26 protein-coding genes and 1 riboswitch are annotated in these 26451 nt (G+C 45.2%); of the genes, 11 read left to right on the top strand and 15 right to left on the bottom strand.

All coding sequences use genetic code 11. The features are described 5' to 3' along the window. On the top strand, positions 1 to 621 hold the full coding sequence (gene cysC, locus AB4167_RS11400; protein ID WP_017069396.1) for an adenylyl-sulfate kinase: 621 nt from the start codon (positions 1 to 3) through the stop codon (positions 619 to 621). A 163-nt stretch (positions 622 to 784) separates the two neighbouring features. Here the strand turns inward: cysC and AB4167_RS11405 are convergent, their stop codons facing one another. From AB4167_RS11405 to AB4167_RS11435, 7 genes are all read right to left on the bottom strand, one after another. After that, the gene (locus AB4167_RS11405) at positions 785 to 1693 is read right to left on the bottom strand and encodes a TIGR03899 family protein (RefSeq protein WP_136981962.1); all 909 of its coding nucleotides are present in this window, start codon (positions 1691 to 1693) and stop codon (positions 785 to 787) included. 514 nt (positions 1694 to 2207) lie between these two features. After that, positions 2208 to 2723 (bottom strand): DUF3299 domain-containing protein, encoded by a 516-nt coding sequence (locus AB4167_RS11410; RefSeq protein WP_017058892.1) that lies wholly within the window; start codon positions 2721 to 2723, stop codon positions 2208 to 2210. Between the two features lie 14 nt (positions 2724 to 2737). Further along, positions 2738 to 3997, bottom strand: coding sequence for an FtsX-like permease family protein (locus AB4167_RS11415; RefSeq protein WP_017067558.1), 1260 nt, complete (start codon positions 3995 to 3997; stop codon positions 2738 to 2740). Then, the gene (locus AB4167_RS11420) at positions 3994 to 4710 is read right to left on the bottom strand and encodes an ABC transporter ATP-binding protein (protein WP_017058894.1); all 717 of its coding nucleotides are present in this window, start codon (positions 4708 to 4710) and stop codon (positions 3994 to 3996) included. Before AB4167_RS11420 ends, AB4167_RS11415 begins: the two co-directional genes overlap by 4 nt. A 141-nt stretch (positions 4711 to 4851) precedes the next feature. Continuing rightward, complete coding sequence (locus AB4167_RS11425; protein WP_372136552.1) at positions 4852 to 5598, bottom strand: DUF2796 domain-containing protein; 747 nt, start codon at positions 5596 to 5598, stop codon at positions 4852 to 4854. 40 nt (positions 5599 to 5638) lie between these two features. Then, on the bottom strand, positions 5639 to 5929 hold the full coding sequence (locus tag AB4167_RS11430) for a DUF2607 family protein (protein ID WP_017063722.1): 291 nt from the start codon (positions 5927 to 5929) through the stop codon (positions 5639 to 5641). Between the two features lie 91 nt (positions 5930 to 6020). Next, the gene (locus AB4167_RS11435; RefSeq protein ID WP_136981964.1) at positions 6021 to 6572 is read right to left on the bottom strand and encodes a YtfJ family protein; all 552 of its coding nucleotides are present in this window, start codon (positions 6570 to 6572) and stop codon (positions 6021 to 6023) included. Between the two features lie 252 nt (positions 6573 to 6824). Between AB4167_RS11435 and AB4167_RS11440 the strand changes: the two genes are divergently transcribed. After that, positions 6825 to 7025: a DUF1107 family protein gene (locus AB4167_RS11440; RefSeq protein ID WP_017058898.1), complete on the top strand. Its 201-nt coding sequence runs from the start codon at positions 6825 to 6827 to the stop codon at positions 7023 to 7025. A gap of 109 nt (positions 7026 to 7134) precedes the next feature. On the opposite strand, the gene msrA is transcribed toward AB4167_RS11440, so the two are convergent. Next, the gene (msrA, locus tag AB4167_RS11445) at positions 7135 to 7764 is read right to left on the bottom strand and encodes a peptide-methionine (S)-S-oxide reductase MsrA (RefSeq protein WP_017058899.1); all 630 of its coding nucleotides are present in this window, start codon (positions 7762 to 7764) and stop codon (positions 7135 to 7137) included. A gap of 195 nt (positions 7765 to 7959) precedes the next feature. Between msrA and AB4167_RS11450 the strand changes: the two genes are divergently transcribed. Genes AB4167_RS11450 through AB4167_RS11460 form a run of 3 tightly spaced genes read left to right on the top strand, consistent with a single transcriptional unit; the run spans position 7960 to position 13802 of the window. After that, positions 7960 to 9672: an autotransporter assembly complex family protein gene (locus AB4167_RS11450; RefSeq protein ID WP_136981965.1), complete on the top strand. Its 1713-nt coding sequence runs from the start codon at positions 7960 to 7962 to the stop codon at positions 9670 to 9672. Further along, positions 9669 to 13427, top strand: coding sequence for a translocation/assembly module TamB domain-containing protein (locus AB4167_RS11455; RefSeq protein ID WP_372136553.1), 3759 nt, complete (start codon positions 9669 to 9671; stop codon positions 13425 to 13427). The genes AB4167_RS11450 and AB4167_RS11455 overlap by 4 nt, the downstream gene beginning before the upstream one ends. Positions 13428 to 13445: 18 nt before the next feature. After that, complete coding sequence (locus AB4167_RS11460) at positions 13446 to 13802, top strand: gamma-glutamylcyclotransferase (RefSeq protein ID WP_136981967.1); 357 nt, start codon at positions 13446 to 13448, stop codon at positions 13800 to 13802. A gap of 87 nt (positions 13803 to 13889) precedes the next feature. On the opposite strand, the gene fbp is transcribed toward AB4167_RS11460, so the two are convergent. Next, complete coding sequence (gene fbp, locus AB4167_RS11465; protein WP_008220458.1) at positions 13890 to 14900, bottom strand: class 1 fructose-bisphosphatase; 1011 nt, start codon at positions 14898 to 14900, stop codon at positions 13890 to 13892. 270 nt (positions 14901 to 15170) lie between these two features. Here fbp and mpl point away from each other — a divergent pair, with 270 nt between their 5' ends. From mpl to thiQ, 5 genes are all read left to right on the top strand, one after another. Further along, entirely contained in the window at positions 15171 to 16529 is a 1359-nt protein-coding gene (mpl, locus tag AB4167_RS11470) for a UDP-N-acetylmuramate:L-alanyl-gamma-D-glutamyl-meso-diaminopimelate ligase (RefSeq protein ID WP_372136554.1), read from the top strand. A 38-nt stretch (positions 16530 to 16567) separates the two neighbouring features. Further along, positions 16568 to 17191: a flavin prenyltransferase UbiX gene (locus tag AB4167_RS11475; RefSeq protein ID WP_016787846.1), complete on the top strand. Its 624-nt coding sequence runs from the start codon at positions 16568 to 16570 to the stop codon at positions 17189 to 17191. Between the two features lie 43 nt (positions 17192 to 17234). Next, positions 17235 to 17354: riboswitch (TPP riboswitch) on the top strand. Positions 17355 to 17407: 53 nt separating this feature from the next. Beyond that, positions 17408 to 18400 carry a thiamine ABC transporter substrate binding subunit gene (gene thiB / locus AB4167_RS11480; RefSeq protein WP_102320274.1) on the top strand — a complete coding sequence of 331 codons (993 nt, stop codon included), beginning with the start codon at positions 17408 to 17410 and terminating at the stop codon, positions 18398 to 18400. Between the two features lie 92 nt (positions 18401 to 18492). After that, positions 18493 to 20106, top strand: coding sequence for a thiamine/thiamine pyrophosphate ABC transporter permease ThiP (gene thiP, locus AB4167_RS11485; protein WP_017058907.1), 1614 nt, complete (start codon positions 18493 to 18495; stop codon positions 20104 to 20106). Beyond that, positions 20106 to 20810: a thiamine ABC transporter ATP-binding protein gene (gene thiQ / locus AB4167_RS11490; RefSeq protein ID WP_017071293.1), complete on the top strand. Its 705-nt coding sequence runs from the start codon at positions 20106 to 20108 to the stop codon at positions 20808 to 20810. Before thiP ends, thiQ begins: the two co-directional genes overlap by 1 nt. Positions 20811 to 20916: 106 nt before the next feature. Here the strand turns inward: thiQ and yjgA are convergent, their stop codons facing one another. Further along, a complete protein-coding gene (yjgA, locus tag AB4167_RS11495) occupies positions 20917 to 21441 on the bottom strand; it encodes a ribosome biogenesis factor YjgA (RefSeq protein ID WP_017069408.1) in 525 nt (174 codons plus the stop codon). A 118-nt stretch (positions 21442 to 21559) separates the two neighbouring features. Here yjgA and pmbA point away from each other — a divergent pair, with 118 nt between their 5' ends. Next, entirely contained in the window at positions 21560 to 22903 is a 1344-nt protein-coding gene (gene pmbA / locus AB4167_RS11500) for a metalloprotease PmbA (protein WP_017058910.1), read from the top strand. 96 nt (positions 22904 to 22999) lie between these two features. Here pmbA and mgtE read toward each other — a convergent pair whose 3' ends face one another. From mgtE to hpf, 5 genes are all read right to left on the bottom strand, one after another. Next, complete coding sequence (gene mgtE, locus AB4167_RS11505) at positions 23000 to 24355, bottom strand: magnesium transporter (protein WP_017058911.1); 1356 nt, start codon at positions 24353 to 24355, stop codon at positions 23000 to 23002. Between the two features lie 148 nt (positions 24356 to 24503). Next, on the bottom strand, positions 24504 to 24779 hold the full coding sequence (locus tag AB4167_RS11510; RefSeq protein WP_017066670.1) for an HPr family phosphocarrier protein: 276 nt from the start codon (positions 24777 to 24779) through the stop codon (positions 24504 to 24506). Between the two features lie 2 nt (positions 24780 to 24781). Further along, on the bottom strand, positions 24782 to 25651 hold the full coding sequence (gene rapZ, locus AB4167_RS11515; RefSeq protein WP_017063735.1) for an RNase adapter RapZ: 870 nt from the start codon (positions 25649 to 25651) through the stop codon (positions 24782 to 24784). 1 nt (position 25652) lies between these two features. Next, the gene (gene ptsN, locus AB4167_RS11520; protein ID WP_004738707.1) at positions 25653 to 26114 is read right to left on the bottom strand and encodes a PTS IIA-like nitrogen regulatory protein PtsN; all 462 of its coding nucleotides are present in this window, start codon (positions 26112 to 26114) and stop codon (positions 25653 to 25655) included. A 1-nt stretch (position 26115) separates the two neighbouring features. Further along, a complete protein-coding gene (gene hpf, locus AB4167_RS11525) occupies positions 26116 to 26403 on the bottom strand; it encodes a ribosome hibernation promoting factor (RefSeq protein WP_009847742.1) in 288 nt (95 codons plus the stop codon). Between the last annotated feature and the right edge of the window lie 48 nt (positions 26404 to 26451).

Below are 26451 nucleotides of genomic sequence, written 5' to 3' on the forward strand. Positions count from 1 at the left end.
ATGACCGCAGTACTCAAATCCAAAGATGAGAATGTTGTGTGGCATCAACACTCGATTGATAAAACATTTCGCGCGGATCTGAAATCACAAAAGCCAGCCGTGCTCTGGTTCACGGGGTTGTCTGGTTCTGGTAAATCGACAGTCGCTGGAGCATTAGAAAATCGCTTGGCACAGCTTGGTTACCATACTTATTTATTGGATGGCGACAATGTGCGTCATGGATTATGTAGTGACCTTGGCTTCTCTGAGCAAGATCGTCGAGAGAACATCCGTCGTATTGGTGAGCTTGCTAAATTGATGGCAGATGCAGGCTTGATCGTGTTGTCAGCCTTTATTTCTCCGCATCAAGCTGAAAGGCAACTCGTGAGAGATTTATTGCCGGAAGGTGAGTTTCTTGAGGTGTTCGTCAATACGCCATTAGAGGTTTGCGAACAGCGTGATCCTAAAGGTCTGTATAAGAAAGCACGTGCCGGAGAAATCCCGAACTTCACAGGTATTAGTTCAGTGTACGAAGCGCCTCTGAACCCTGAGATTGATCTACCTGCAGGTGAGAAGACACTCGATGAATTGGTCGAACTGTGTATTGATGCGTTGGAGAAGCGAAATATCTTAGCCAACTGAGATCGTTGGTATGACTAAGGCTACTCAGCTGTTTATCTGTTTATTCACGACCGATAAATAGTGCAGCCTTAGTTTACCGAGACAAGAAACCTATCCTCTAGATTCTCTTTATTCCTCTCTATACTTCACTTTTTACACCGTCAATTTTAGCTCCGTCGAGTGTCTAGATGGTGTAATTTACGCTGCTTTTCACTTCTGTCTGTACTGTGAATTTCTGGCTCAATAGTGCAATCAGTTGATCGTAATACTGCGTGTTTGGCTTGTTACCGAGCAAGGTACAAAGCTCATTGCCTGTAGGGCTGAATCGGTAGTAAACCAGCTTCACGCCTTTTGATAATGGTGCCAGTGACATGCTCTTACCTTGATAGGTTAGGTGCAGGGCTGGATCGAAATCAATCTCTCCGGATTCTAATTCTGTGCCCAGAATAATCCCGAGCTCTATCAAGTGGAGCAAGCTGGAGTAGGGCAGGTTGTGCCCACCAAGGTTGATGGTGTTGGTGGTGTCCCTTTTGCCAAAGTTGAATAGCCCAGCATGAGATTTAAAGCCGAGTAAGAGCTTTCTGCTGTTATCGCTACCAAAGCTACAACCCAGTGATGCTGCCCTTTGTAGGGTTAACGCTTCTTTTGGTGTCATGTCTTTTAAGATTTGCAGTGCCTTCATCGACGTCGAGCCTGGGTTGGTGACTTCTCGTTTCAGTACTTGAGCCCATAGCCTCTGCATCGATGTATTGTGGATCTCTTGTGCCATGTCGAAGAAACGGTATAACCAGTCCTGATCCGGGTCTCCAGCCGCTTCATCCTTACATGAAGAGTGCGCCAACTTTAGAATCTGTTCTAGGTTCTTTTGGCGAAGCTCTCTACGTTTTTTCTCTCGCAATAGTGCCCGTTCGATAAGCGTACTCTCAGCTTTATCCTTTGGCTTGGCACTATGACTAATTAAGAAATCGAGGCCGAAGCTTTGTGCGATGTGCAGCATTCTGCTGGCACTGTCGGCAATATGAGGCTTTTTCTCATGCTTATGCTGTGTGTCGCTAGCATGCTCAATGATCACTGGCTGTTTGGTTTTTGACATAAGAGTACCGTTAGGAGACGACTCAAAACCAATCGTAGTAAATAATTGCTCAGCCTAGCTTGTTAAAACGCTTGATAACTGAGCTACAATTTTTGATTGTAGAATAACTACTTATCAAAAAGCTCCGCCTTGTTCTCAAGGCTTTTTCCTATGCTATTTCTGAACACTTACTTATTGTGATTGGTATAACTGTCTAAAATGTAACTCTTTATCTTATTGGTGGCTAGATTTTGCGAGCAGAGTTGAAGGTTTCAACAAAATTTTACTTTTGTTAATGATAATAAAATGTTAAATTTGTTGTAATTCTCAAGGAGGAGTTATGAATCAAGTCAATGATAACAAGCTGAAGAAACAGCTTAGTATAGGGTTATTACTCGCGATTTATGTCGCTGTTCTAGCTTACTTATCTAATTACATCGCGTAATTCAGAAGAAAATTATCGTTATTAAACTGTTATTGAATGATCACACTCGTTCAGTGACGGCAGCTCATCCTTGAGCCACCCTTCTAATGACTACATGTCGTCATACTCTTCAATCGCAGTACCTTCAATAAGATAACCGGTTTGCGCTAAGTCATGGCTGATTGACTCAGTTTTCAGCGTTCCGACCAAATAGATCACATCCCATAACTGCTGTATTGGTGCACCTTTCGGGAACTTCACGTAGATGATTTGGTTCGGTGGCGGCGGTGGCACGTGGATACATGCGCCAAAGTACGGTACCAGCAGAAACTCAGTGATCATATTCTCATCACCTTCCAATGGAATCACAAAGCCAGGAATCTTGACTGTGCTGCCATTCAGCTCTGGGCGAACAGCACCAAGTGTCGATTGTTGAGGTTTGTCCATACTATTGTGGTCAACCATCGGCATACCAAATGAATCTAGCTGAGCACGTTCTGATTCTGGAATCAAATCAATCCATTCAAGTGTTAATACCGATTCGTCATTCTGAGTGGTTTCAGCGTGAGCTGTACTGATAAATGGGAACAGAAGTAGCCCAAGTATCAGTAGGAATTTGCGTTGCATCGTAGGTTCCTATTTTAGATTCGAATCGTCATGCCATCAGACAATGACTGGCGGTAAGCCCTGAAAGCGGGAATAAAGCCGATAATGATTCCAGCAACTTGTACCAGCATAAGCAGTTTCCACTCATGCGGTGTGATTGCGGATATCGATATGTTGATACCATAACTTTGTTGCACAATAGGAGCAACCACTGCGATCAGCGCAAACAATACTGCAACACCTAATGTAATGCCAAGGAAGGTTAGCGCACTGGCTTCACTGATCAGTAAACCAAACACATGACGAGGTCTTGCGCCCATCGCACGTAGGATGGCCATCTCTCGGCGCCTTTCTTGCAAGCTAGTGAGTAGGCTACTGAGCATGCCCAATAAACCGGCGACGACAACAAACCCTGAAACAATCAGTAGTGCTTGTTCTGCTACAGCCATCATTCCCCACAATTCGTGAAGCGCAATGCCCGGCATAATGGCGCTTAAAGGTTCTTGGCGGTAGTTATTGATTTCTCGTTGCAGTGCGAAGGTTTGGATCTTCGATTTAAGGCCAACCATCATCGCGGTAATCTGCTTCGGTTGGAAGTCACGTTGCTTTAGCGCTTCAGCATTCGGTGTGTGCCCGAGGTTGGCACCTGATTCCCAGCCAACATGAATTGCTTCGATTGCCTCTAGCGATACGTGTACGGTTTTGTCTACTGGTGTTCCTGTTGGCGCGAGTATTCCCACAATCTTGAAGGGCAGATTATCGTGACGGCTAAACGCAACATCACTGATACCGTGCGCAAGAATGATTTGATCACCTATTTTGTAATCTAGCTTCTTCGCGACGTCGGCACCAATCACTACGTCAAATAGCTGATTAAACTCTTTACCTTGTTGGAAAGTAAGTAATTGCTTACTTCCATAGCGATAGTTTTCAAAGTAACTATGATTTGTACCCATCACACGGAAGCCTTTGTGTGAATCGCCCAATGATATTGGTATCGCCCACTTTACTGCGTTGTGCTGGCTAAATTCTTCATAGCTTTTCCAGTCGATGTTGTTGGTCGCATTACCGATTCTAAATACGGAATAAAGCAGCAGGTTTACCTGACCAGAGCGGCCACCGACGATAAGGTCAGTACCTGAAATCGTATTGGCGAAGCTGCTCTTAGCTTCGGTTCTTACACGTTCCACACCGAGTAATAGAATGACGGATACCGCCACAGTGAGAATAGTTAGAATGGCTGTGGCTTTACGGTTGAGTACGCTTTTTAAGGCTAAGTGAGTAATTACTTTCATACGACAACCTTAGCTTGGTTAACGGTTTTTAAATCTATGGTTCGAGTGAACAACTTTTCTAGTGTTGGATCATGGCTAACAAAGATAAGAGTAGAACCTGCCTGGTTGGCTTGTTCTAACAACAGTTCGATAAAAGCTTCTCGGTTGTCATGATCCAAAGCCGAGGTTGGCTCGTCGGCAATAATGATTTTGGGTTGGCCGATCAAAGCACGAGCGGCAGCAACACGTTGTTGTTGACCGATGCTCAACTCGGTAACGGGCTTGTCCATTAAAGCTTGAGGTAGCTTTAATCGGAGTAACAACTCTCGAGCCGTCTCTTGTAAGCTTTTCTGGCTTTCAGCGACTTGCTGTTTACGAATCTGTGAAAACTGGCAAGGAAGCGTCACGTTATCGATAACTGATAGATAAGGAAGCAGGTTAAATTGTTGGAAAATATAACCAATATGATCGGCTCTGAATTTATCTCTTTGACGAGGTGTAAGCTGAGTGAGGTCTTGATCAAGGATAGAGACTTCTCCTTGCTCAGCTTGGTTGATTCCGGTCAGTAGCCCTAACAAAGTTGATTTTCCACAACCACTTGGCCCTTTAATAAAAAGGTGCTCTTGGGCTTGGATATGAAGAGAGGGGATCTCTAGCGTTGGTGGTAATTCAGGCTTCCAACGAAAGCTGATATTTTCGAGTTTGACCACAAGTGATGAACTGTCAGAAGACATGCTAGCTCCAATAATTAAAGCGGTGTATCTACTGGACAGTAATTTGAAACATAAATTCCCAGGAACACACCGATTTGAACAGCCAAGTAAGCGATGACTTACCTGGCTGTTTATTTTACGTTTAATCCGATCTAGGAGTGATTAGAATCGGAAACTAATACGCTCTGCGTTAAGCACTTCTTGTACTTGAGCTGTGTCTGTTAGTAGGTTCACCGTCATTTTTTCAGTGTTGCTGAACTTAGAGAACCACTGAGTGCTAACTGTGTCTAGCTTAGCAACATCTGAACATTCATAGTGGTACTCAACAGTGAACTCACCGTGGCCACCTTCTGAGTGATCGTGGTGGTCGTGACCTTCGTGGTCATCATGATCGTGCTCAGCGTGGTCATGGTCTTTGTGGTCATCATGATCGTGTTCAGCGTGGTCATGGTCTTTGTGGTCATCATGATCGTGTTCAGCGTGGTCATGGTCTTTGTGGTCGTCATGATCGTGTTCAGCGTGATCATGGTCTTTGTGGTCGCCATAACCGTGTTCCGCATGGTCATGGCCTTCATGGTCGTCATGACCGCCTTCTAAGGTGTTTGCTACTGACTTGAACTTCAGAGTACAACTCGCATTGTTAAAACTAAACAGCTCTTCTGGCTTGTTTAATTGTGCGATAGCCTGTTCAAACACTTTCTTCTGTTCTGCAGTTTTTGGAGCATGTTCAAACCCAACCACATCTGCGCCTGGAGCTGTTACTTCAACAAGCAATTCTTGCCCATCTTGCGCGATGTTTACTTCAACTTGGCCATGTACGTGTGCATCATGAGAGCGGAATTCTTCGTTAGCTAGAGCATTTGTAGAGACAGTCATGCCGATAACAACGGCTAAAAAAGTAGGTTTCATGTTTTTTCCTGAATAAAGGTTAATTAAAAAGTAGTGGTAATTAAGCGATATTTACAGGAGGTGAGCGTGCCAAATAAGCGAAATATAGCCGCTGTAGTGAAGTTACTGACTCTGTAATAGCGACAGTAAATTCCGAATGGAACTCTGGAATCTGTGGTAGTGAGTGCGCTGTGATGAACTGATTAAGCGAAAACAGCTCACAATGGTGTGAAGTGTGGTGCTCTGGTGCGATATCCACAATGTGTGTTGCGGCTAACACGCTTAACATGAGCATAAGCCCAAGCAAGAAGCCTGTTTTGCGTTTCACATTGTTGGGTGTGTTTTGCCACATCAGGATGATTAACCACAGAATTAAAAAAAGGATACTGTTATAATATAACAATATCCTTTGGTTAGGTCTCGAAAAAGACGCGAATATCTTATTAAAGGCTCGCTTTAATCAACTCAATGACTTGAGTGACTTCTGATTCGTTTAATGCACCTTCTTTTACAAACAAGATTTTACCTTGCTTGTCTTGAACGATAATCGCTGAGCTTTCTTCTTTTAGAGCCCATGTTGACGCAACGGCGCCGTCTTCATCTAGGACCATAGAAGACCATGGAAATTCTTCTTTGCTGCTTTCGGCAGAGGACTTAACAAAAGACCCAGTACCCCAAATCGCATCATCTTGGTTGATGATAGTGGTGGTTTGGTAGCTGTCTTCTGAGAATTTCGATGCGGTAATGGCTGCCATCAGTGGTGCGTTGAGCTCTTTAGATCTGCTGCGGCCAGCGATAGCTTGAACGACGCGAACTTTACCTAGAAGATCATTGGTTGCCCAAGCTTGATATCCAGTATTTCCGTCGTTTAGAACAATCTCACCATAGTTACTCACATCGACGGCAGGCAGGGTAGCGCCTACTGATAGGTTGTGAGCATTGGCGAAGAGTGGAGAGGCTGCGGCTAGAAAAGCCAGTAGAGTTTTGTTTTTCATTATATTTTTGTTCCGCTTATGGTTTGCACAGGAAGTATAATATGAAATTTGAAAAATGCCTCTTTAACTTTTTTATCGTACGACGTAGAAAGAAGTTGCAGGCTTGTTACCAAAAGGTATAATGCATCAATATCAAGATGAACAATAGATTATCTTGCTGTTTGCTAAAGGAATTAGCGATTAAATGTGCTTTGAACAGCGACGCTGTTCAGGTATGTGACTGTAGTACTCAAATGGAATTGAGGTTGTATTATGTTAAGAAAATTTTCTACTTACCGTCCACGTCAGGTGGCGCGTTTCGTTAAAGTCCTGTTCAAAGGCCAATTTGCTATTGAAGGTGTTGGAGAGTTTCGCTTCGACCAAGGCAAGGTGCTACTTCCTGAAGTTTCAGACAAACAAAAGCTCACTATTTTTAAAGAAGTTAACGGCACCATTGCAGCGTTGCCGGTGTAACTGAGCTTTATCGATTTGTCTTGCACCGAATAGATTAACAATGAAAAGGGCTTCCTGATGGAAGCCCTTTTTTAAGCGTGTCGTTCACGATGGTATGTCGAACGGCACTTTATTGTGGAGGGAAGCACACACCTGTTCCACCCAACCCGCAATACCCATTCGGATTTTTAGCTAGGTATTGCTGGTGGTAGGTTTCTGCGAAAAAATATTTTCCAGCAGGCAGAACTTCCGTCGTGATCTCGTTGCCTAAAGATTCAGTCATTGCTCGTTGATATTCACGTTTAGAGTGCTCAGCGATAGATTGTTGTTCTTCACTGAAGGTGTAAATCGCAGAACGGTACTGAGTCCCTAAATCGTTGCCTTGGCGCATCCCTTGAGTTGGGTCATGACGCTCCCAAAAGGTTTCAAGTATTCGAGCTAGAGAGGTTTGTTCACTATCAAATATGACACGAACGACCTCGGTATGGCCGGTTTGCCCAGTACATACTTGTTCATAAGTGGGATTAACTGTGTATCCGCCAGCGTAACCAACGGATGTTGAAATAACGCCATCCAATTGCCAAAACAAACGCTCAGCTCCCCAGAAGCACCCCATACCAAACAGGACTTCTTGTTGAGAGCCCGTGGGTGCATCGAGCAGGTCGGTTTGATTGACGAAATGGCGCTCAGTGATTCGAATTGGGTCAGCATTTCCCGGTAGTGCGGTTGCTGCAGAAACCAGTTGTTGTTTGTTTAGCATGTTATATTCCTTTTCGCATACGTTTACCGCGCTGGCTTTTATTTAACGTGGGTTCATATTAACTGTTGGTCAATATTGAATAAGTCTTTAAATTAGACCGTGTTATTCCAGGATTTATTACAGACTCAATGCCTATTTAGCGGTATTATTTCTTTTCACTTATTAACGTATTGATAACTTCTTCACCAATTAAACATGATAAGAAAAACTTTACCAGTTCTGATTGGCACTCTATTGTCATCGACGCTCGCTTTCGCTGACGTTTCCCTTGAAATCAAAGGGCTAGATGGAGCGCTTGAGGATAATGTTGATGCTTATCTGAGTGCGATCCCTGAAGAAGAGTATTCGGTTTCACTAAGATTCCAATCCCGCTTGGAATCTATGATTAAAGAAGCCCTGAATGCGTTAGGCTACTACCACTCTAAAATCACATTTACTCACTCCGAAGATGATACCGAAATGACCGTTACGGTTGAGCCGGGAGAGCCTGTTGTTATTTATACTTCAGATATCGTTCTAACTGGTGAAGCCAAGGATGACCCAGACTTTTTAGCCTTGATAGCGAAGAGTAGCTTGTCTAAAGGTTCGACTCTGAATCATGGTAATTATGACTCTTTGAAATCGTCGATCCGCAACCTTGGCTTAGCGAAAGGCTACTTCGATGGTGCTTATGATCTTAGTAAGCTAGAAGTCGCTCCTGAATTGAACCGCGCTTATGTTCGTCTTCATTATAACAGTGGTATCCGCTATCACTTTGGTACTACTCAGGTTACTGGTAGCCAGATAGAAGAAGATAAGGTGCAGTCACTTAAACCATTTGAGGATGGCGAACCTTACTCAATCACCAAAGTCGGTGAGTACAACCAAAACCTGTCCAATACGGATTGGTTCTCCTCGGTATTTGTTGAACCAGATTTAAGCCAGTTAGGCGAAGGCCGAGAGATCCCGATGAAGGTTAGCCTTGCTCCGCAAGCTCGTAACCAAATCGAAACGGGTATCGGTGTATCCACCGACCTTGGCGTAAAAGGCACTCTGAAGTGGAAAAAACCTTGGGTTAATGAACAAGGCCATAGCTTCAATAGCAGCCTGTCGATTTCTAAACCTGAACAGACGATTACCGCTACCTATAAAATCCCTCTGGATGACGTGCTGAACGACTACTATCAAGTTAAGTACGGTATGAAAAACTTGGATAATCGTGATACCAAGAGTTTGGAGTCAAACTTAGCGCTAGAAAGATATTGGCGACTGGATAACGGTTGGCAACGCACGGTCTTCATTCGATACTTGGTCGAAAACTATGAGCAAGGTTTGCAGGATGATTTAGCGCAATTTGTGCTGCCGGGTATCTCTTTCTCACGCACTCGAACGCGAGGCGGTTCGATGCCGATGTGGGGCGATAAACAAACCATTATGGTTGAAGCGGGTGATGATACCTTGTTATCTGAAACTAAGGTTGTTCGTTTTCAAGGTCAAACCGCTTGGATTCGAAGCATTGGCGACAATCACCGAGGCTTAACTCGACTTCAATTTGGCGGCAACTTTGCCGACGAGTTTGATAAGCTATCTCCCTCCCTAAGATTCTTTGCTGGTGGTGACAATAGCATTCGTGGTTATGGTTATGAGTCGATCTCTCCTCGAGATGAAAGTGGCGCACTAACGGGTGCCAAATTCATTGCAACCAGCTCGTTTGAATACCAATACCGCTTGGTTGGAAACTGGTGGGGCGCAGCATTCTACGACATTGGTGATGCCTTCAATGATAAACCTGAATGGAAACATGGTACCGGCGTCGGGGTTCGTTGGGCGTCGCCCGTCGGCCCTGTGAGCTTAGATTTTGCTTGGGGTCTAGATGCAGCAAAAGGTGATGAGTTCCAGTTACACTTTAGTTTAGGGCCAGAATTATGATCAAAGTGATGGGCAAGTGCATCAAGTGGACGTCGATCTCATTGACGTCTATTTTGCTGTTGTTGATAGCCTTGCTAGGTTTTGTTTTGTTCACCAATCCAGGGTTGAACACTGTGTTGTGGGGCGCTGAAAAAGCGTTGCCACAGCTTAAAGTGGAAAGCACTAAAGGGGCTCTGTTCCCGAGCTTTACGCTTAATAATGTTCAGTTTAAAGATGACAGCCTGCATATAGACACCAAAGTTCAAAAGCTGAACTTGGCGATTAATCCTCGCTGTCTGCTCGACCCTAAGTTGTGTGTCGATCGTTTAGCGATTCAAGGATTGGACTTCGCATTTACTGAACTGCCTCCGGCCTCTACAGAAGAAACAGAACCTACTCCGCCCGTAACATCGGTAAAAACACCGTTGCCAATCGTAATCAACCATATCGCTTTGTCTGATATCAAGTTGAATATCTTAGGGCATGAAATTGAATGGAGCTTGTTCTCTACGGCTTTGAGTATGCAGGGCGAAAAGCTAACTGTATCGCCAACCTTATTCAATGATCTTAAGGTTAAACTCGCTGAGTCGACAGAAGAACCGCAAGCAGAAAAGGTTGAGCCAAAAGCTGCCGTTAAAACGGCTATCGAATTGCCGGAAGTCTGGATTCCTCTGCAGGTTGTGTTGGAGCGTTTTGACCTCAACCGTTTCACCTTAGAACAAGAAACACCAATCGTTGTTAACCACCTTGGGCTAGAAGCTCGCGCGGGCAAACACACGGTTGATGTTTCAACTCTCGAACTCGATATGCCACAAGCAAGCGCCAATCTAACCACGAAGGTTGAGCTCAAGGGCGGTTACCCGCTAGAACTTTCTTTGGATGCGTTGGTGAAAGAAACCGACCTTGTTGGGCAGAAGTTGTCTCTGAAAGCACAAGGCAGCGTGGCTAAGCTAAACCTAGACTCCCAATTTTCTGAGCTGATTGAGGCAAAGTTGTCTGGGGATATTCAACCCTTAGAACCGACTCTGCCATTTGACCTTCTTTTAGAGGGCGGACAAGCACAGTGGCCCCTTACCGGAAAAAGCGATTACCAAGCGACAATTGAGCAATTTAAAGCTGATGGCTCACTAGATGGTTTTAATGTTCTTCTTAAAGGTGAAGCCGATGGTAAGGAAATCCCTGAATTAGCCATCGATCTACAGGGTAAAGGCACGACGGAACAAATTGTTCTCGAGCGTCTAAAGCTCAACACGCTAGGCGGTGAGCTTAACGGTGTCGTTAAAGCGAACTGGAAGAGTCTCGTTAACTGGCAAGCTGACGTGACACTCAAAGATATTCAACCGGGTCTGCAGTGGCCAGAAGCTGAGGGCAACATTAGTGGAAACATCGTCACCTCAGGTGAGTTGACTGAAGCGGGCGGCTGGGCGATTGAACTGCCTAAATTGGATATTGAAGGGATCTTGCGAGAATACCCTCTGGATATCGAAGGTCAGTTGTCAGCGTCTGATCGCAGCGCGAGCGGTGAACCAAAACTGAAAACCAGTGGTTTGAGCTTAGCTCACGGTGTTAACTCGATTAAGGCTCAGGGTGAGCTTGATAAGAAATGGGACATGGGTGTTGAGATTCACTTCCCTGAGCTTGTAAAAAGCGTCCCTGATTTGAAAGGTAAAGTGATTGGTAACATCCAGCTCAGTGGTCCAACGAAAAAGCCTGAAGTCGATCTCGCTCTAAATGTGGATAAGGTAGATTGGAATAACGAAGCAACACTAGAATCCTTGTCGCTTAATGGTTCTGTGGTTCCTCTGCCATTGCCTGAAGCTCAAGCTGATCTTGAATTAAAAGCTAACAACCTAACCTATCAAGATCAGAGCGTAAAAAGCATTGATCTCACGGTGAGTGGTGGTGAGAAGAAACACACAGTGACACTTGATGTGATATCCGACATCGTGTCTACAAGCTTAGCTATTTCCGGAGAGTTGATTCAAAAGCCTTCTCTTATTTGGTATGGATCGTTAGACAGAGTCAAAATCACCACTCAGCAAGGTCCTTGGGTGTTAGATCAACCTGTCGCGATAAATGCGGATGTTGATAAACAGTTTGCCGATGTTCAAGCGCACTGTTGGAAACAATCGGGTTCGAGCGTGTGTTTGGATGAAGACGTTCGTGTCGGAAAATCGGGTGAGGCCAAGGTAGCCATCAATCAATTCGATTTCGAGCAGATTAAAGCCTTTGTGCCTAAAGAGACGCAATTACAGGGCTTAGTCAATGCGACTGCTCATGCAAAGTGGTCTGAACAAGATGAGCCTGAAGTCACGGTAAGCGTTGATATGCCGAAAGGTCAGGTTGTTCAAGAAGTGGGTGAGCCAATCACACTGGGTTGGGAAAGCGTTGCATTGAATGCCCAACTGAAAGACAACAAACTGGATGCCGATTTTAAGTTGGATGTTTCCGACAATGGTGACCTGTCTGGCACGGTGTCGTTACCGGATATTCTTGCCGAAGACAAAATGGTCGATGCGGCAATTAAGCTGACCACGTTCCATCTTGATTTCTTACAACCAATTCTAGGTGAATACAGCTTATTGAAAGCCGACCTTGAGAGTGATCTTCAAGTTAAAGGCTCTCTGATGCACCCTCAAGTCTTTGGTCAATTCTCTGTTGATGGTATTCAAGTCAAAGGCGATGTTACGCCTGTTGATGTGAAAGATGGCCGCATCGACCTCGACTTTGATGGTTATAGTGCAAAACTGGATGCGAATGTCGAAACACCTGATGGTCACCTTGATATTGAGGGAACCGGAGATTGGCAAGATCTTAAAGCATGGCATTCGAACGTTAGAGTTTTCGCTGATGAGTTGATGGTTGATATCCCACCGATGGTTAAGGTGAAGGTCGTACCTGATATGACTATTGATGTCACACCAGATCTGGCGAAAATCACCGGTGATATTACATTACCATGGGGACGAATTGTTGTTGAAGATTTACCACCGTCAGCGGTTGGCGTCTCTTCTGATCAGGTTATTTTGAATAAAGATCTAGAGCCAGAAAACGAAGATACGATTCCATTCAATGTGATGACGAATATTAATATCTCCATTGGTGATGACTTTAAACTGTCTGCCTTCGGTCTTGAAGGTGATTTGGTCGGTAAGCTCAACGTGGCTCAAAAAGACCAAGGTCCATTTATTACAGGTGAAGTGAACATCGTCGATGGTACTTATCAATCATTCGGGCAAGACCTCTTGATCGAAGAGGGTAAGATCCTAATGAATGGACCACCGGATCAGCCATACGTAGCCATCAACGCGATTCGTAATCCTGATAATACTCAGGATGACGTGACCGCTGGTATTCGAGTGACTGGCCCTGCGACAGAGCCTACCATCGAGATTTATTCTGACCCAGCGATGCCACAAGCGAACGCACTGTCTTATATTTTGCGTGGCCAAGATATCGACGGTGAGTCGAGCGGTTCGATGACAACGACTTTAATCGGTTTGAGTTTAGCGAAGAGTGGTAAGGTTGTTGGTGAAATCGGTGAAGCCTTTGGTGTAAAGGACTTGCAACTGGATACTGCAGGCTCTGGCGATGACTCTCAAGTGACGGTAAGTGGTTACATCCTGCCTGGCTTACAGGTGAAGTATGGTGTGGGTATCTTTAACTCGTTAGGTGAGTTTACCGTTCGTTATAGATTGATGCAGGATCTCTATGTTGAAGCTGTTTCTGGCCTAGACAGTGCTGTGGATCTTCTCTATCAATTTGAGTTCGAGTAGAGCCGTATGGGAGGGCATATGCAGCATCTTGTTTTTGTCTATGGAACCTTGAGGCAAGGTCAGTCCAATCACCATTATTTGCAGGGCTGCGATTTATTAGGGCAGTTTGATACACCTAAGGAATACGCACTTTTTGATTTAGGTGTCTATCCGGCGATGATTTTGGGAAAGAAAAGTGTCGCTGGTGAGGTCTATATCATTGACGACGAAATTTTAGAGTCGCTCGATCGGCTAGAAGATGTTCCTGTTGAGTATCGTCGCGAGCAAATAGAGACTATATTTGGATTAGCATGGGTATATTTGTATCAGCTTGATCTAACAGCTAATAAAGAAATACTTTCGGGTAACTGGTGTCAGCGGAACAATGATTCCTAACTAGTTAATCACCTTACGAGACAACAAAAAGCCAGCACTGAGGTGCTGGCTTTTTAATAGCGTTAGTTTGAGAATGAAATGAGAGGGTTACTCAGGGTTCAGCTCAAGAAACTCTTCTACTTTACGTACCATTTTTGTTGAACCAACGAAGAAAGGCACACGTTGGTGTAGCTCAGTTGGTTTGATATCCATGATACGCTGTGCACCGTCTGATGCAATACCGCCAGCTTGCTCCATAAGGAAAGCAATAGGGTTGCATTCATAAAGCAAACGCAATTTACCTTGAGGGTGGCTCTCTGTACTTGGGTATAAGTAGATGCCGCCTTTTAGCAAGTTACGGTGGAAATCAGACACAAGAGAACCAATGTAACGTGACGTGTAAGGGCGGTTATCGCTTGGCTCGCTTTCCTGACAGTATTTGATGTACTTCTTAACACCGGTTGGGAAGCGGATGTAGTTACCTTCGTTGATCGAGTAGATCTTGCCTTCGTCTGGAATCATCATGTTTTCATGAGATAGGCAGAAGGTACCCAGTGATGGGTCGTAGGTGAAGCCATTTACGCCAGCACCTGTTGTGTAAACAAGCATGGTTGAAGAACCGTAAATCACGTAACCCGCGGCTACTTGCTTGTGTCCTGGCTGTAAGAAATCTTCTTGTGTTGGTGGTGTACCGATCGGTGATACTCGACGGTAGATAGAGAAAATTGTACCAACCGATACATTCACATCGATGTTTGAAGAGCCATCAAGTGGATCCATCAGTACAACGTATTTTGCGTTTTTGTTGAGCTCTTTATTGAAGGCGACAGCTTCGTCTTCTTCTTCACTTGCAACACCACAAACTTGGTCACGAGCTTCTAGAGCCGCTTTAAATTTGTCGTTCGCGTAAAGGTCTAGCTTTTGTTGCTCTTCACCTTGCACGTTGTCTGTACCAACAGCGCCAGTGATGTCGACTAGGCCAGCCTTGTTGATCTCACGGTTAACAATTTTTGCAGCAAGTCGAATAGACGACAAAAGGGATGATAGATCACCGCTTGCATGGGGGAAGTCACTCTGTTTCTCAACAATGAACTCACCAAGGGTGCGCATCTCAGACATGTTATTTCCTTAAACTTCTCTCAATATTAGGGGGGATTTGAGCACTGTAGATTCGGCCTCTTGAGTGGGCTTTATTCATCTAGACGCTTACCTAAATTCTAAAGGTTAGATCTTTTTAATGGTAATGAACTAAGCGACACAGATCTCACTTACTATGTCGACTCAATTTGTTTTGCATTGCTGCTCGCTTTTAATCGCCATTTAATGATAATGAGTGCAAGCCGTTTTAATTAGGCACTGTTTATTTAGCCAAGCGTTTGGAAGCAATTTATGCATATTCATATCTTAGGAATTTGTGGCACCTTCATGGGTGGTGCTGCGGTATTGGCTCGTCAATTAGGTCACAAGGTTACGGGTAGTGACGCGAATGTTTACCCACCAATGAGCACCTTGTTGGAATCACAAGGGATTGAAATTATTGAAGGGTTCGACCCTAGCCAATTAGAACCAAGGCCAGATCTCGTGGTTATCGGTAACGCAATGAGCCGCGGTAATCCGTGTGTTGAGTATGTGTTGGATAACAACCTTAGATACACCTCTGGTCCTCAGTGGTTGCAAGAGTTCTTACTGCATGACCGTTGGGTGTTAGCGGTATCGGGAACGCACGGTAAGACCACGACATCAAGCATGTTGGCTTGGATCTTGGAAGACTGTGGCTATGCACCGGGCTTCTTAGTTGGCGGAGTGTTGGGTAACTTTGGTATCTCTGCTCGCCTTGGTGAAAGCATGTTCTTCGTGGTAGAAGCCGACGAATACGACAGTGCTTTTTTCGATAAACGATCTAAGTTCGTTCATTACCACCCAAGAACCTTAGTGATGAATAACCTAGAGTTTGATCATGCGGACATCTTTGACGATCTTGAAGCGATTAAGCGACAATTTCATCATTTGGTGCGTACTGTGCCAAGCAATGGTCGCATTTTCTCACCTAAGCAAGACAGCGCTATTGAAGATGTTCTAGCTCGCGGTTGCTGGAGTGAAACTGAATCGAGTGGCGAGCAAGGCGACTGGGATGCCAAGAAACTGGTCAAAGATGGCTCTCAATTTGAGGTTTACTTCCAAAATGAATGTGTTGGAACCGTAAATTGGGATTTAGTGGGCGACCACAACGTAAATAATGCTTTGATGGCGATTGCAGCTGCACGTCATGTGGGCGTGACACCTGACCTTGCTTGTGAATCACTAGCTACCTTTATTAATACTAAGCGCCGTTTGGAGTTTAAAGGCGAGGTGGCAGGTGTGTCTGTTTATGACGATTTTGCTCATCATCCAACGGCGATTGAACTTACGCTCGGGGGATTACGTAATAAGGTCGACACTAAGAAAATCATTGCCGTTTTAGAGCCTCGTTCTGCCACCATGAAACGTGGTGTGCACAAAGAAATACTGGCTGATTCGTTGAAGCAGGCGGATTCTACCTACTTATTCCAACCGGATAACATTGATTGGTCAGTTCAAGATGTTGCAGACGCTTGTCACCAACCGGCACACGTGAGTGAGGACATGGATGCATTCGTTGCTAAAATTGTCTCAGAGGCACAAGCTGGCGACCAAATTTTGGTAATGAGTAATGGTGGCTTTGGTGGCATTCATCAAAAACTGTTGGATGGATTGGCACTCAAAGGCTAACGGCATCCACGACCTTATAATTTGAAGTAATTGAGAACATGACAAAACACGATAAAGCGATAACCCTTGCTTTCACTGGCGCATCCGGTGCGCCTTATGGCCTGCGTTTACTTGAATGCCTTTTGGCAGCCGATTATCAGGTCTACTTGCTGATTTCATCGGCAGCGCGAGTGGTATTGGCGACCGAGCATGAACTTAAGTTACCTGCTGGGCCAGATGCGGCGAAACAAGCTTTGGTTAAACATCTTGGCTGCGACCCTGAAAAGCTGGTGGTGTGTGGCAAAGATGATTGGTTCTCGCCGGTTGCCTCTGGTTCAGCAGCACCTAAACAGATGGTCGTTTGTCCATGTTCAGCGGGAAGCTTGGCTTCGATTGCTCATGGTCTATCAGATAACCTGATTGAGCGAGCAGCAGACGTAGTCATGAAAGAGCGAGGCCAATTGTTGTTGGTGGTTCGCGAGACGCCATTTTCGACGCTTCATCTCGAGAACATGCACAAACTTTCGACCATGGGCGTAACGATCATGCCTGCAGCTCCGGGTTTTTATCATCAACCCAAGTCAATTGAAGATCTGGTCGACTTTATGGTGGCGCGTATTCTAGATCACCTTGGTATCGAACAAGGTTTAGTGCCACGTTGGGGTTACGATCAACGTAATTGATCCAAACTTGATAGCTTATTGTTAAAAATCAAATTACAATTCTGAACACTCATCGGGGAGCGAACCATTCAAATAATGAATGCGAGCTGAGATCAAGCAGGTGCTTGGGACCCGTAAACCTGAACCAGATAATGCTGGCGTAGGAATTGAGTTAGGAACAACCTCTACCGTTCTCCTCCCTCAAACCTGTGCCGCTCAGACCATGGAGAGCGTCCAGTGAAATTCACATTAACTACCCTTGCTGTTACTACAGCTATTTCTTTTTCTGCCTTTGCTGCAGACAACACTTTGACTATATACACCTATGACTCTTTTGCTGCGGATTGGGGCCCTCGTCCTGCCGTTGAAAAAGCATTCGAAGAGAAGTGTGGTTGTGATGTGAATTTTGTCGCTCTAGAAGATGGCGTGTCTATTCTGAACCGTTTACGTCTTGAGGGCGGCAACAGCAAAGCCGATATCTTACTAGGTCTCGACAACAACCTGATGGCTGAAGCGAAAGCGACGGGCTTATTGGCTGAGCATAATGTTGATACGTCATCGGTAACGCTTCCTAATGGTTGGAACGACAGCACTTTTGTACCCTATGACTTTGGCTACTTTGCTTTTGTTTACAATAAAGAGAAACTGGAAAACCCGCCGAAGAGCTTGAAAGAACTGGTTGAGCAGCGTGATGATCTTAAGGTCATCTACCAAGATCCACGTACATCAACACCAGGCCAAGGCATGATGCTTTGGATGAAATCAGTATACGGTGATGAAGCGACAGCAGCATGGAAGAAGCTTGCTCAGAAAACTGTGACTGTAACCAAAGGCTGGTCTGAAGCTTACTCTATGTTCCTAGAAGGCGAGTCGGATTTAGTGTTGTCTTATACAACGTCTCCGGCTTACCACATTATTGCTGAAAGCGATTCTAAGTATGCAGCAGCAAGCTTCGAAGAAGGGCATTACACTCAAGTGGAAGTGGCCGCTAAGGTTAAAGGCAGCAAGAACGAAAAGCTTGCTGATGAGTTTATGGCGTTTATCCTAAGTGATGAATTCCAATCGGCGATGCCAACAGGCAACTGGATGTACCCAGTGACCGATATTGAGCTTCCAAAAGGGTTCGAGCAACTTACGGTTCCTCAGAAAGCGCTAAGCTTTACGCCCGAAGAAATTGCAGCTAAGCGTAAGCCATGGATTCGTGAATGGCAGAGTGCACTTACTTTTTAATTTGCTTTTAAAAAATTAGCTTTCTAACTTTCTGTATTTAAAGGTTTGTTCGATGTTAACTGAGCGAACCATTTACGGTAAAAAATCAATCTATGATAAAGAAAACACCTAAGGTTGGGATTTGGGTAGCGATACTCATTACCGCCTTCGTGGTTTCAGCAGTTGGGGCATTGCTTAGCAATGCCCCTTCTCTTGATATCAGCCAAGTATGGTCCGATCCCTACTATTGGCATGTAACGAAATTCAGTTTTTATCAGGCGACACTCTCAACGGTGCTGAGTGTTGGCTTTGCTATACCTATTGCTCATGCGCTGTGTCGTAGACAATTTTTTGGACGCGCTTTGTTGTTAAGGCTGTTCGCGTCGACCTTAGTCCTGCCAGTGTTAGTGGGTGTATTTGGCTTACTTGCGATCTATGGCAATAGTGGTTGGTTAGCTAAGTTTTTGGCGAACTTCGATATTGAATTGCCATTTTCCATATACGGATTGAATGGTATTTTGCTGGCGCACGTTTTCTTCAACTTGCCTTATGCCAGTCGCTTACTTCTGCAAGCGTTAGATACCGTGCCTGCCGAGCAACACAAGCTTTGTGCTCACTTGGGTATGAGTCATTGGAACAAATTCAGATGGGTTGAATGGCCTCGCTTAAGACAGCAATTACCACATGTGTGTGGCTTAGTCTTCATGTTGTGTTTTACCAGCTTTGCTACCGTGATGGCGCTAGGCGGTGGACCTAAATCAACCACTATCGAGCTCGCTATTTATCAGGCGATTAAATTCGACTTTGACCTTCAAGCTGGTGCCTTGCTCGCGATATGGCAAATGCTGCTGTGTGGTGTGCTAGCGGTGAGCATTCAACGCCTATCGAAGCCTATTTCAGTGACGGCCAGTCAGCTGTCGGAAGAGAAATATTTGGTTAAGGACAGCTGGTGGTCAAAAGCTTGGGATAGCTTTTGGATCATCATAGTCTCAATGCTGGTATTGCCGCCATTAGCTATGGTTATCGTCAGTGGAATTAACTCGCAGGCATTAACCGTACTCAGCAGCGAGCCGTTTTGGGCGGCGTTAATGACCTCGGTTAAAGTCGCGTCATTAGCAAGTGTTATCGCAGTTGGTATTGGTATCGCCATACTACTGACTAGCCGAGCATGGCGTTTACAGAACAAGAATTTTCGAGCCGATAAAATCGAGCTGATTGGCACTATTATCTTGGTGACTCCGGGGCTGGTGATCAGTACGGGTATCTTCTTATTACTGCGTTCATTCACCGATGTATTCAGTTTAGCTTTCTTTATCGTGATTGCCGTCAACAGCTTAATGGCGCTGCCTTACGTAATTAAAACCCTAGCTCAACCTATGCTGCATTTGTCTCAGCAGTACCAGTATGTGTGTGCAAGCTTGGGTATGACAGGTTTCACGCGTTTTAGGTTAGTGGAGTGGCGAGCATTGCGTAAGCCGATGGCGCAAGCCTTCTCGATTAGCTTTATGTTGGCGATGGGTGACTTAAGCGCGATTGCTTTGTTTGGTAGCCAAGATTTTAGAACTCTGCCTTTGTATCTATTCCAATTGTTAGGCAGCTATCAAATGGAAGCGGCGGCGGTAGTTTCTGTGAGCTTACTGTTACTGAGTGTCGGCAGTTTTAGCTTAATAGAATTCTTATTTACTCGAAGATCTAAGCTCGATGCTAAAGAATTAAGGAACCGATGATGTTAGTGATGAAAGATGTGGATTACCACTATCACAGAGAGTTGTTTAGCTTTGATTTTCAAGCTGAGCAGGGCGATATTGTTGCACTTATGGGGCCGAGTGGTGCGGGTAAGTCTACACTGTTGGCGCTAGTTGCTGGTTTCATCGAGCCTACATCGGGTGAGATATCAGTGGCTGGGCAGTCGCTTATTGGTAAAGAAGCACATCAGCGTCCGTTGGCGATGTTGTTTCAAGAGCACAACCTGTTTGCTCACCTTACGGTGCGAGAAAATATTGGTTTAGGTCTGCATCCAGGTTTAAAGCTTACTGCAACCCAAAAGCAAGCTGTGGAGCAAGCCGCAGCGCAAGTTGGCGTCGCTGAGTATTTGGATAGGTTGCCTGAGCACTTATCCGGCGGTCAACGCCAGCGTGTTGCGTTAGCGCGTTGTTTTGTCCAACCTCATGATATTTGGCTGCTTGATGAACCTTTCTCTGCGCTTGATCCTTTGCTGCGTGAAGAGATGCTTAGCTTAGTGAAGCGATTAGCGGCAGAGCGAAATATTACGGTCTTGATGGTGACTCACCATTTAGGTGACGCACGCAGTATCGCGAATAAGTTTGTGTTTGTGGCGCTAGGTAAGGTGTTGGTTGAAGACTCGATAGAGGCACTGACGGCGGATCATCCACAGACAGAATTAAGCTCATTTGTTAAAGCGGGTGAGTGACGATTCATCACTCTTGTTTAATCTCTCTGATATTGAGTACGTAGAAAACAAAAAGACCTAGCATGCGCTAGGTCTTTTATTGTCTTACAGAATAAAGCGACAAAGATTAGTCTTCTAGCTTTAGCTCTTTTAAGATTTGGAAGATTTCACGAGAAGCCTTTGCTGGCTTGTTCGCTGATTTCTCTTTGTTAGCTTGGCGAGCTAGCTGACGAAGACGCTGACGGTCTGCTTCAGGGTACATGTCCATTACTTCTGAAATAGCCGCATCACCTTCAGCAACAACACGATCACGCAGTTGCTCAAGCTTATGTAGTTCAGCGGTTGCTTGCGAGTGCTTGTTACGTACTTTATCCAAAGCCGCTTGAATTGGCTCAGGATCAACATTGCGCATTACTTTACCAATGTATTGAAGTTGACGGCGCTTCGCTTCATTTTTAAAGCGTTGTGCATCTTTAATCGCTTGTGCCAAATCTTCAGACAGAGGAAACTTGTCTAATACAGAAGGCTTCAGGGAAACAAGTTCTTCCCCCAGTTTTTGTAGCGCTTCCATGTCGGTTTTCATTTCTGTCTTACTTACCCAGATGATTTCTTCTTCTGGTTCCCATGGGGCTTTTTGGTTTTTGCGAGCCATCTTTTCTGCCTATGTCACTATCTCAAACGAATATATTGCCTATTTTAGCAAGAATCTTGGGGAGAAAGCGAAATTCTTGTTATCCTACGTAATATTGACCTAAAAAATTAGAATAGATATGGATGTAAAACAGCAAGTCGCCCAGCAAAGAGTTGAGCTAGAAGCCGCAGTAGCTAAAGCGTTGGATATGGCATCAGTGAGTGCAGACGCAGCTGAGGTCGCTATTACTAAGTCAACGGGTTTAAGTGTTTCAACACGTATGTGTGAAGTGGAAAACGTTGAATTTAATAGTGATGGTGCGCTAGGTATTACTGTTTATCGCGGCCAGAAAAAAGGCAGCGCATCTACATCTGATCTGAGTGAAAAGGCGATTGCTCAAACCGTCGCGGCCGCACTTGATATCGCTCAGTACACGTCTGAAGACCCATTTGCCGGTCCTGCGGCAAAAGAATACATGGTAAAAGAAATTCCAGATTTGGATCTTTTTCACCCTGATGAACCAAACCCTGACTATGCCGCTGAGATTGCGATTGCTGCTGAGAAGCAAGCGTTAGCTTATAGCGATAAGATCAAACAGAGTGATGGCGCAAGCTACGACAGCCACTATGGCGTTAAGGTTTATGGTAACAGCCATGGCTTACTAGCAAGCTATGCTTCTAGTCGTCATAGCACGAGCTGCTGTGTAATTGGACAAGGCGCTAACGGTGAGATGGAGCGTGACTACAGCTACACCGTTGCACGTCACCGTGACGAGCTGTGGACGCCTGAGCGTGTAGGTCAAGAAGCTGCAGAAAAGACCATTAGCCGTTTGGATGCGAAAAAGCTACCAACAGGCCAGTACCCAATTATGTTCGCTAATGATGTGGCAACTGGCTTGATTGGTCACCTTGTTATGGCGATCAGTGGCGGTAACCTTTACCGCAAGTCGTCATTCCTATTGGATCATCTCGGTCAGAAAATCCTACCTGACTGGTTTAACATTTCTGAGCGACCACATATCTTGCGTGGTTTGGCTTCAAGCCCATTCGATAGCGAAGGTGTGTTCACTCAAGATCGTGAAATCATCACTGACGGTGTGCTAGCAACTTACCTACTAACGAGCTATGCCGCACGTAAGATGGATATGACGCCAACCGGTCATGCTGGTGGTATTCATAACTGGTTCGTTAAATCGACCGGTCAAAACTTTGAGCAGATGCTAAAAGAGTTGGGTACTGGCTTCCTAGTCACTGAAGTGATGGGCCAAGGCGTAAACACCGTAACGGGTGATTATTCACGTGGCGCTGCAGGTTTCTGGGTTGAAAACGGAGAGATCCAATACCCAGTATCAGAAGTAACAATCGCAGGTAACCTAAAAGACATGTTTACTCAGATTGTTGCTGTGGGTAACGACGTAGAAACACGTTCGCAAATTCAAACGGGTTCTATCCTGCTTGAGTCGATGAAAGTCGCGGGTGAGTAATTCAATTAAAGCGAATCTGATGAATTAAAAAAGGGAGCCGTGGCTCCCTTTTTGTTTTCTGTATTTCGCCAAAAATTGGCTAACTGCTTATGCTAACTAGATCAGTATGGTCGCTAAGCCTAGGAACACCGATAGGCCAATAACATCGGTTACTGTGGTCAGTGCCATACCGCCAGCAAGGGCTGGATCGATATTCATCTTCTTCAACATCACTGGGATAGTTACACCAGCAATACCTGCGACAATCAAGTTGGTCATCATCGCCGCTGAGATGATGCCTCCCAGTATCCAGTTACCTTTCCAAGCCACCACGATACCACCAATGATAACGGCCCATAGAACGCCGTTTAGGAAGCCGATGGCTGCCTCTTTGAGTAGCAGTTCGCGTTTGTTACTGTCACCGATATGACCGAGTGCCAAACCACGAATCACCAGAGCAACGGTTTGGTTACCCGCAACACCCCCCATCGAAGGCACGATAGTCATCAGAACCGCAATCGCTGCCATTTGATCGAGCGTTGCTTCAAACATGTTTGATACAGATGCTGCCGCCAGTGCTGCGAGTACGTTAGCACCAAGCCACACACTACGACGACGAGCAGATTTTACGACCGGTGCGAAGGTATCTTCGTCATCGTCCATACCCGCCATACTCATCATTGAGTGTTCGGCATCTTCACGGATAACATCAACCACGTCATCGATGGTGATACGACCAACAAGGTGCTGGTTACTATCGATGACAGGCGCAGAAACCCAGTTACGACGTTCAAACAGGCTCGCGATATCTGACGCACTGGTTTCTACCGCGATCGCTTCGTCGGCATCATCCATCACTTCTGAAACAGGGACATCAGGTTGAGTCGTTACTAGCGTGGTAAGTGATAGGTTACCGATAAGACGTTCTTCTTCATCAATAACATACAGAGCATCAGTTGCATCCGGCAGTTCGCCACGCATACGCATGTAGCGCAATACAACGTCAACATCGACATCACCACGAATCGTGATTACGTCGGTGTTCATGATCGCCCCCGCTGAATCTTCAGGGTACGACAGGGCGGTTTCAACTAACGCACGATCGACGGAGTCCATTTGAGAAAGGACTTCGCGAGAAACATCGTCGGGTAGGCTTCGAAGTACGTAAGCGACGTCATCGGTTTCCATGCCTTCGGTTGCTTCTGCCAAGGTCTCAGGTGCCATTTTTGACACAAGAGCATCTTTGACGTCTTCGTTTAGTTCATCAAGAATTTCACCGTAGTCTTCAGGATCGGTGAGTTGCCAGAGTACGTCACGACTTTTGCGAGGGGAGGCTTCTAAAAGGTGTGCAATATCCTCAGGTTCCATGTCCTGAAGTTGTCGGCGTACGTGAACAAATCGGCCGTTTTCTAGGGCTTCGCTGACTTCTTGGAGGGTTTGGTGAGCTTGGTCGAATTCTAATTGCTCTGCCATATTTTCCTCCTATCTCATTATTCTAACAATGGTTGGAATAGTAACTTAATTCTGGGGCTTATTTAAATCATAAACTTAGATAGAACTAAGATTTAATATTGGTTGGTTCGTTGTTTGAGTCTTAGGCGTTGTGAGTGAAGCGTTTTCGCTACTCACCCTCATCAAACTTGTCTTCAATGAGATGACAGACGGCATCCAGTGCTTGCTGTGAATCGGTACCTGCAGCTTGAATCGTAATATGTTGCCCTTGCGCTGATTCCAGCATAAGTAACCCCATTACGCTGTCTGCTGTTGCTGTTTTATCTTCTTCGCTATGGATAGTGATGGTTGCATCAAAGCTTTGTGCAAGCTCAACCAACTTTACGGCTGCTCTAGCGTGAAGACCCAAGCGATTTTGGATCAGTACAGTTCGAGTTAATTCCATGGTTAGCCCTGTTGGTGCTTCTCTAGGGAGGCGTGTCTGATTTGAACTTGATGGCCAAGTTGCTCAAAGTACTCACCAATTTTCTGGGTTAGATAAACCGAGCGGTGTTTGCCGCCAGTACAGCCAATCGCGACCGTTAGGTAACTGCGATTGTTCTTCTCTAACATTGGTAACCACTGTTCAACAAAGCCTTGGATCTGTTGCTTGAGTTCCAGAACTTCTGAATGTTCTTCTAGAAAGGAGTGAATTGGTGCATCTAGCCCGGTTAGTGGTCGTAGTGCAGGTTCCCAGTGAGGGTTCGGCAAAAAGCGAACATCAAACACGTAGTCGGCATCACTTGGCAAGCCATACTTAAAACCGAAAGATTGAAAGACGATGATCAGCTCTTGCTTCTCTTTGCCTTCAACTTTAAATCGAACCTTTTCACTCAATTCGTAGAGGTTGCAGTCACTGCTGTCGATCACAATGCTGGCGTGCTCTGCGAGAGGTGTCAGAAGTGTCTTCTCTAAATCAATCGCTTGCTCAAGAGAGAGCTTTTCTTGGCCAATTGATAAAGGGTGGATTCTGCGGGTTTCGCTGTAGCGCTTAAGGAGTGTCTGCTTGCTGGCATCGAGGAACAATACATCAACATCGATGTTTGTAGCTGACTCGAGTTGCTCGAGCGTGTCGGTGACTAACTGAGGCTCTTTCGGTAGGTTACGTATATCAATACTTACCGCAACGTTTTGGTTGCTTTCGCGTACCGATTCGACAAAGTTGTTGAGCAGGTTTACTGGTAGATTATCGACACAGTAATACCCCAAGTCTTCTAGGACTCGTAACGCAACACTTTTACCGGCCCCTGATTGGCCACTAACCACGATTAATCGCATGTTATTGCTCGCAAGTTGGCACTTGAATCATGATGTCGTAAAGCTCTTGATCGCTCTGAGCATTACGCAGCTGTTTAAGAGTCTGCTTGTCGTTTAGTCGTTCTGCCATACAAGAAAGGGTTTTTAGATGCTCTTTGCATTGTTCGCTAGGAACAAGCAGGGCAAATAGTAGGTCGACAGGACGATTATCAATCGCATCAAATTCGATAGGATCTTGGCATTGCAGTAATACAGCTATCGCTTTATCACTGACATTCATACGAGCATGGGGAATCGCGATACCATTACCAATACCGGTACTGCCCATCTTCTCACGGCTCAACATACACTCAAATAGCTCTGTTGAATCTTGACCGCAGCTCTCAGCTGCTATCTGGCTGATGAGCTCAAGGGCTCTTTTTTTGCTTGTGCATTGGACTGCACTTTTGGTGCAGTCCAATGAAAGTACTTCGCTTAATTGCATGTTAGTGACTACTTAGCTTTTCTTTGTGCTTGTTGAGTTGGCGGACGAGTTTATCAACCAATGAATCAATCGCGGCATACATGCTTTCATCTGTTGCTGTCGCATGGATTTCCCCCTGATTTATATGCAGGGTAGCTTCTGCGATTTGATTGATTTTCTCAACTTTTAAAACAACCTGAACGCTATTGATATGATCAAAGAAGCGCTCAAGTTTGTCGAATTTGGTGTGAACATAGTCTTGCATTGAATCGGTAAGATCAACGTGATGGCCTTGAATATTGATTTGCATAGACTTTCCTTTTCAGTTGGTTGCCTGATCATAGTTGCTAAGTAACTA

The organism is Vibrio sp. 10N.286.49.E11, assembly GCF_041469505.1.
Classification (GTDB): Bacteria; Pseudomonadota; Gammaproteobacteria; order Enterobacterales; family Vibrionaceae; genus Vibrio; species Vibrio crassostreae_C.